Consider the following 6,241-nt stretch of genomic DNA (forward strand, 5'->3'; position numbering starts at 1 on the left):
CGGAGATGATCATGAACGCCTTGCGGTCGGTGAGGTAGAGGTAGCCGTCCTCGTCGACGTAGCCGATGTCGCCGGTGGTGGTCCAGTCGGGGTGCCCGCGGTGGCGACGCCCAGGTCAACGTCTCCACGGTCCAATCCTGGCTGGCCACACCACAACCCGGCCTGCGCACCGCCGTCAACGCCTGCACCGGCCGCTCCTCCCTCGGCGTACGGGTCCTGGGCCGGTCGGCGGATCCGCTACCGGGCGGAGACTCCTTCGTCGCGGTCGGCGGACATTTGGCGGCCGCACACTGCACCCCGATCTACGACGGCGGCGGACAGGTCGCCTCCCGCCTCGTCGCGCCTCTGATCGCGGATGCCCGGATCGGGCTGGCGATCGTGGTGGCCGCCCGCGCGGACTCGCTGAACTCGCTGAATCAGACGCTGGGCTGGTTGGTGGATCGCCACGGGGAGTGGCTGATTCAACGCAGTGTGATCGTGGTCTGCCACCAGATCCCCGGCGGGTTCGGTGCCGGCGCGGTCGAGCACGTGCGCGCGCACCTGGCCAAGTGGGTCCGCGCGGTCGCTGAAATCCCTTACGACCGTCACCTGGCCGGTGGCGGGGTCTTGATCTGGGAGCGCCTCGAGGACGCGACCCGCAACTCATTCCGGCTCACCCTCGGAGGCCTGTCATGACTACCACCGCATTTCGGCTTTCCACCGGCCTGATGGCCGTGACCTTGCTCGGCGGGTTCACCACCGCCCTGGCGGCCGCCGACAACTCGTCTGGTGGATGTCCGGCCGTGTACGCCCTCGGCGTGCAGGGCACCGGCGAATCCTCGCCCGATGCCGCGCCGACCACCGATACCGGCATGCTGTCGACGGTTTTCACACCATTCATGGCCGAAGCGCAGGACGCGAAGGTCAATGTCGAGCGCGCCTACATCCCTTACGACGCGTCCTTCGGCGGGATGGGCCCCAGCACGGCGACCACGAACTATCAGACCTCGGTCAATGACGGCCTGACAGCGTTGACCAGCAAGGTTTCTCAGATCGCGTCGTCGTGCGCCTCGACAGTCATCGCGTTGACCGGCTACAGCCAGGGCGCGCACGTGGTCAGCATGCTCGCCCAGAAAATCGGCGCAGGCTCCGGGCCTATCCCGGCCGCCAAGATCGCCGGAGTCGCCCTGTTCGGCGATCCCACCAGAAACAGTGGGGCGAGTACCTTCCCCGGCGCACCCGGGCGCGCCACCCCGGAACCGGTGCCCGGAACCTCCGGTGCGGCAGTAGGTTCGGTAGCCGCGGTCAACGACCTCGGAGCCTCCGGGGGCGGGATCGGCCCGCAGCGCGACATCGCGACTTCTTACGGTGACCTGACCGGCCGCGTCGCATCCTTCTGCAGCCCTGGCGATTTGGCATGTGATGCCCCCGACAACGCGGCGCTGCTGCGCACGGTCGCCAACGTCGCCGGGCAGGTCGAGATCGGCAACGACCCCCTCAAGTCCCTGGCCAGCATCACGCAGGCGTTCGGGCTGACCGCGATCAAGGCGGCCACGAACATCGTCAACAACAACGTCACCGGCACTTCCCTGGCCAACCTGAGCTTGAACCCCGGCAAGAGCATCTCCGCGAGCCTGGCCGAAGCCTCGGATCCGCGCACCGAAGTCGACCCGTCCGATGTCCTCAAGGCCGTGCTGAAGGTCGGCACGATCGCGATCAACGCGATCTCCACCGTCGTGAAAACGGTGCTGACGCCGTCGAATATCGCCCAGATCGCCACCGCCGGCATGGCCGACCCGGTCGCCGGTTTGGCGGTGCTAGGGGAGAAGCTGCTCGCCGCGGTGCCCGAGCTGATCCCGCCCGCCACCGCCAGCAAGTTGATCCAGTCGACGTTCACCGAGGTCATCAACGACGTCAAAGACAACACCGACCTGCTGAACGTCTCCACCTGGACCAAGTACAGCGACGTCATCCTGCGCCACGGGTCCTACCAGAACGACTCCATCAGCGCCGCAGGGCAATCGGCCACCACGTGGGTCGGCGACTGGTTCGCCGCCGCCGCCCGTGACGTCGCCGGAGTCGCCCCCGCCGCCGCAGGCGCGACCACCCCGGCCAAAGCCACCCCGAGCGATCCCGCCACCCCGACGACGCCGAGTACCCCGGCGGTCCCGACCCCGGGCCCGGTCGCCGTCGGCGGCGAGACCAGCGAGAACTGACAACCCTCATACGGAAAGGAGCCGGTGATGACCGCCACCCTCGAACCAGACACCAAACCGATGGTGCCGCAAGGTAAATCGGCTCGCCGCAGCGCTGCCCGCCGAGCGGAATCCGATCGGCTCACCGCCGCCCGCGAACGCGGCCTCGCCTTCGCCGCACGCCCGCCGGAAGAGACGCGGCGGATCGGGGTGTGGCACAAGCCCGTCGCCCACGATCAGGTGCGGCCGCCGCTGGTGTGGCTGCTGGGCTGCCACGGCGGCGCGGGGGTCACCTCCCTGCAACGCAGCCTCGGCCCGGCCGCCGACTGCGCCCGGTTGTGGCCCGCGGTCCTCGAGGACGAGTCCCCGTTCGTGGTGCTGGTGGCGCGCGAAACGATCGAAGGACTCACCCGTGCCCACGATGTGCTGCGCCAATACCACTGCGGGCAAGCCGGTCCCGGCCGTGTCGTGCTGCTCGGTCTGATCACGGTGGCCGCCCAACCCGGGCGGGTGCCGGGCCAGATCCGCCGCTACCGCGGCGTCATCGAGGAACTGGTCCCCGAGGGCGGGTTGTGGCGGGTGGCGTGGCGGCCGGGTTGGCCGTTGACGCCGATCCCGGATCTGCCTGTGTGGACTCCCGGTGAGGAGCCGCCCGCCAAGGGCCGCGACCCGCTCGCCGGTGTGCGTGAGCTCGGCACCAGCCTGCTCACCACCATCGCCGCCCTGCTGGGCACCACCCCCACCTCCGCGAAATCGGATGGAGCACAGAAATGATCACTCACCTAGCTCTCACCACCTGGCAAGCCGTCGAACAACTCGACCCCCAAGCCCCGCCCGGATCCAAAGGGCTGGTGCTGCTGGCCAACTACGGCAAATGGCTGGCCTACCTGCTCGGTTTGTGCGGAATCGTGTACGGCGGAGCGCGTTTCGCGATCGAGAAGTGGAACGGCGGCGTCTGCGAGTCCCCGAAAATCGTGGCCGCGAGCCTCATCGGCGGCGGCATCATCGCCGCGTCCGGGCCGCTGCTGACCGCGGTCATCAACGCCTCCGCCGGAAGCTGACGGGCCCGGTCATGGACACGGTCTTCGCCGATGACTACAAGCAGCTGCCGGACAACGTCACCGGACCGTTCGTGCAACTGCTCGACTACCTGCTGTGGTTCGCCGAGCTGGTCTGCCTGGTCTGGCTGATCGTCGCCGCCGGGAAGTACTTCGCGCTGCGGCACTCGACGGTGGAGACCTACGCCGAAGCCCACAACGCCGTCATCCGCTCCCTGGTCGCCGCTGTGCTGGCCAACGCCTCGATGGGCATCGCCCTCGAAGTACTCACCGCCAACAGCAATCGCTGAGTACGAAAGGACAAACCGATGCGCACACACCCGTTCGCGGCCACCGCGCTGCTCACCCTGGCCCTCGGCCTGACCGGCTGCGGCAGCCACCACGACGCCCACCCCTCGACCGCCCCGGACCTGGGGAAACTACCCGCCGCGGTGCGGTGGGAGCCGGTGCAGGGCGTGCTGGTGCCCTTCAGCTCCGTCGACGGCCCGGCTCAAACCTCCGCCGCGACGGGCTATTCGCATACGCCGCAGGGTGCGGTGCTGGCCACGATCCAGGATTCGATCCGCACCAGCGTCTCCCCGGACTCGGCCTGGCCGCAGTTCGCGGCCGCGTCCCTGGTGCGCGGCCCCGGCAAGGACAACTGGGTGCTGGCTCGCGCGCGGATCTCCATCACCGCCCCGACCGACCCGAAACTCGCCCCTACCGTGCTCGGCTACCGGTTCGGCTCCTACACCCCTGATCGCGCCGAAATCACCATCTACACACGGTTCTCGGACGCGAGCTTGGCCGCCTACCACCATGTGATCGAGTGGCAGGCAGGGGATTGGCGGCTGCTGCTGCCGGACCCGGCCGCGAAAACCGTGACCATGGAATCGATCCCGGCGCTGCCCGCCGACGTGACCCGATTCGAGGCCACCCGATGACCGGCCCCGCCCCCACCACGCCGGAGTCCGGCAAGGGCGGGCGCTCGTCGATCACGCTGATGCTGGCGTTGGTCGCGGTCGCCACGATCATCCTGGCCGCGATCGCCGTGGCGGTTCTTCACCATGGCGACAGCGACGAATCCTCAGGCGCCGCACCCTCCTCCGGCCCGGCTAGCACAGCTGCGGGGCAGCCGAAGACGGGGTTCGCGGTCCCGGACGTGGACGCGTTCGGCCGCCGCGTCGATATCCCGAACAACCCCGACGGGCAGCCGTTGCCGCAAACCAGGGGACCGCACACCAGCGACGACCCGGCGTTCCTGACCGCGGCCCCGCTGTTGCCCGAGCAGGGCGGCTGGCAGCGCGTGTATGCGGTCTCGGTGCCGTTCTCGACGTCCGACGGGCCGACCGCGCTGGTCGACGGGCTGCCGGTCGGCTACTCCCACACCCCGCAAGGCGCGGCGCTGGCCGGGGTGTACGCGTTGTGGGAATCGTATGCGCAGCCGGGGAATTGGCCGGTGCGCGAACGCATGGAGGTCATGACCGACGCCGATCACGAGAAGTTCGACAATCTGGTGGCAGCGGGCAAGGTTCCCGCCCTCGCCCCCGCGACCGATACCCGCTGGCTGGTCGCCCCGGATGCCTTCCACATCGAATCCTGGTCTGCCACCGGCGATCTGTGCATCCTGCGCCTGGCCACCAAAGCCCCCGCCGCGAACGCGGGCGGACCGACACGGTGGCGGGCCTCGCAGATCACGATGGTGTGGGACGGGCAATGGCGGCTGCGCCTGGCCCCGGGCGGCGACCTGCCCGCCTCCTATATCGGCTCCCTCGACGGGTGGACGAAATGGTGACCGCGCGTCGCCCCGCCCGGCGACTATTCCTAGCCCTGGCCGCGCTGCTGCTCGCCGTCCTCACGGTGGCGGGCCCGGCGGCGACCGCGACAGCTGACGACAACAGTGGTGGCGGTGGGACTTTCGGGTTCAACACCGTGTGCGACAACGTCAGCAAGACCGTCGGCGGGATCGACCTGCCCGGGATGGGCACCCTCGGCGATGTCCTCGGTGACGGCTGCAAGGTCGGCAACGTCGTCACCCACCCCGGCGAGGCAGTGCAGGCGGCCAAGGACAAAGCCTGGGACAGCACCTTCGGCAAAGCCGTCGACGCCCTGCTCACGGGACTCGGTCAGGCGATCATCCTGTCGTTGACGTGGTGGATGAAAATCCCCACCAGCAACGTGGTTTCGCAAGCCGATCTGTTCACCGCGATCCGCGGCTACACCTTCCAGTTGCAGGTGTTCTGCCTGGCCGGATCGTTGATCATGTGCGCGATCCGCCTGGCGATGGCGCACCGCTCCGGCGCGGCCGACCACGCCACCGAAGCCTTCCGGGTCCTGGCCCGCTCGGTGTTCGCCTCCGCGGTGTTCTCCACCGTGCTGGTGCTAGCGACGCAAGCCTCGGATGCGTTCGCCGAGTGGGTGATCAACGACGCCACCCACGACAACGCCAAGGGCGTCGCCGAAGCGATGGTCACCACCAACACCCTGACCGCGCTCAGCCCGGGGCTCATGTTCTCGGTCGCGATCCTCGGCATGGTCGGCGCGATCGCCCAGGCGGTGTTCGCGGTCGTGCGCGAGGGGCTGCTGGTGGTCGCGGTCGGGATTCTGCCGTTGGCGGCCGCCAGCTCCGGCACCCACGCCGGACGCGGCCTGTATGACCGGCTGACGTGCTGGTGCGTGGCGTTCGTGCTCTACAAGCCGATGGCCGCGCTGGTGTACATGATCGCGTTCACCACCGCGGGCAAAGCAGGCCAAACCGCCGCGGACGCAGCGAAATCCGGGCAGCTGCCCTCGACCGACGACGCGCAACGCGCCCTGGTCGGGGTCGTGCTGCTGTGCTCCACCGCCCTCGTCCTGCCCGCCCTCATGCGGCTGGTCTCGCCGCTGACGTCGCTCGGTGGCGGGATCTCCGGCGCGCTCATCGGCGCGGGCGCGGTCGGCGCGGCCGCCAGCTCGGCGATGAAGGGCGCCACCGGCGCGGCTCCCGCCCGAGGCGGCAACGCCGGAGGCGGTGGGGGCGGCGGCGCGAGC

Annotated in this window: 8 protein-coding genes and 1 pseudogene; 8 read left to right on the top strand and 1 reads right to left on the bottom strand. The window is 69.5% G+C overall.

Annotated features, from left to right (window positions below):
• Window positions 1-106, bottom strand: a pseudogene (locus ACWELQ_RS34830) (AMP-binding enzyme); the annotation flags it as partial.
• 170 nt (window positions 107-276) lie between these two features.
• On the opposite strand from ACWELQ_RS34830, the gene ACWELQ_RS34835 reads away from it, so the two are divergent.
• From ACWELQ_RS34835 to ACWELQ_RS34870, 8 genes are all read left to right on the top strand, one after another.
• Window positions 277-675, top strand: a complete 399-nt coding sequence (locus ACWELQ_RS34835; protein ID WP_452401270.1) for a hypothetical protein — start codon at window positions 277-279, stop codon at window positions 673-675.
• Window positions 672-2,195, top strand: coding sequence for a cutinase family protein (locus ACWELQ_RS34840; RefSeq protein WP_452401271.1), 1,524 nt, complete (start codon window positions 672-674; stop codon window positions 2,193-2,195). The genes ACWELQ_RS34835 and ACWELQ_RS34840 overlap by 4 nt, the downstream gene beginning before the upstream one ends.
• Window positions 2,196-2,222: 27 nt before the next feature.
• Window positions 2,223-2,948, top strand: a complete 726-nt coding sequence (locus tag ACWELQ_RS34845; protein ID WP_452401272.1) for a hypothetical protein — start codon at window positions 2,223-2,225, stop codon at window positions 2,946-2,948.
• Window positions 2,945-3,235, top strand: coding sequence for a hypothetical protein (locus tag ACWELQ_RS34850; protein ID WP_452401273.1), 291 nt, complete (start codon window positions 2,945-2,947; stop codon window positions 3,233-3,235). Before ACWELQ_RS34845 ends, ACWELQ_RS34850 begins: the two co-directional genes overlap by 4 nt.
• Window positions 3,236-3,246: 11 nt before the next feature.
• Window positions 3,247-3,522 carry a hypothetical protein gene (locus tag ACWELQ_RS34855; protein ID WP_452401274.1) on the top strand — a complete coding sequence of 92 codons (276 nt, stop codon included), beginning with the start codon at window positions 3,247-3,249 and terminating at the stop codon, window positions 3,520-3,522.
• Window positions 3,523-3,540: 18 nt separating this feature from the next.
• Complete coding sequence (locus ACWELQ_RS34860) at window positions 3,541-4,155, top strand: hypothetical protein (protein WP_452401275.1); 615 nt, start codon at window positions 3,541-3,543, stop codon at window positions 4,153-4,155.
• Window positions 4,152-5,006 (top strand): hypothetical protein, encoded by an 855-nt coding sequence (locus tag ACWELQ_RS34865; protein WP_452401276.1) that lies wholly within the window; start codon window positions 4,152-4,154, stop codon window positions 5,004-5,006. The genes ACWELQ_RS34860 and ACWELQ_RS34865 overlap by 4 nt, the downstream gene beginning before the upstream one ends.
• Window positions 5,000-6,241: hypothetical protein (locus ACWELQ_RS34870; protein ID WP_452401277.1), on the top strand; the 1,242-nt coding region annotated here is incomplete at its 3' end. The genes ACWELQ_RS34865 and ACWELQ_RS34870, both read left to right, overlap by 7 nt.

Source organism: Nocardia sp. NPDC004722 (genome assembly GCF_053601505.1).

What these genes read in the sequence shown, in the direction of transcription:
- ACWELQ_RS34860 (WP_452401275.1), top strand. Translation starts at nt 3,541, where the DNA reads ATGCGCACACACCCGTTCGCGGCCACCGCGCTGCTCACCCTGGCCCTC.
- ACWELQ_RS34865 (WP_452401276.1), top strand. Translation starts at nt 4,152, where the DNA reads ATGACCGGCCCCGCCCCCACCACGCCGGAGTCCGGCAAGGGCGGGCGC.
- ACWELQ_RS34845 (WP_452401272.1), top strand. Translation starts at nt 2,223, where the DNA reads ATGACCGCCACCCTCGAACCAGACACCAAACCGATGGTGCCGCAAGGT.
- ACWELQ_RS34850 (WP_452401273.1), top strand. Translation starts at nt 2,945, where the DNA reads ATGATCACTCACCTAGCTCTCACCACCTGGCAAGCCGTCGAACAACTC.
- ACWELQ_RS34855 (WP_452401274.1), top strand. Translation starts at nt 3,247, where the DNA reads ATGGACACGGTCTTCGCCGATGACTACAAGCAGCTGCCGGACAACGTC.
- ACWELQ_RS34840 (WP_452401271.1), top strand. Translation starts at nt 672, where the DNA reads ATGACTACCACCGCATTTCGGCTTTCCACCGGCCTGATGGCCGTGACC.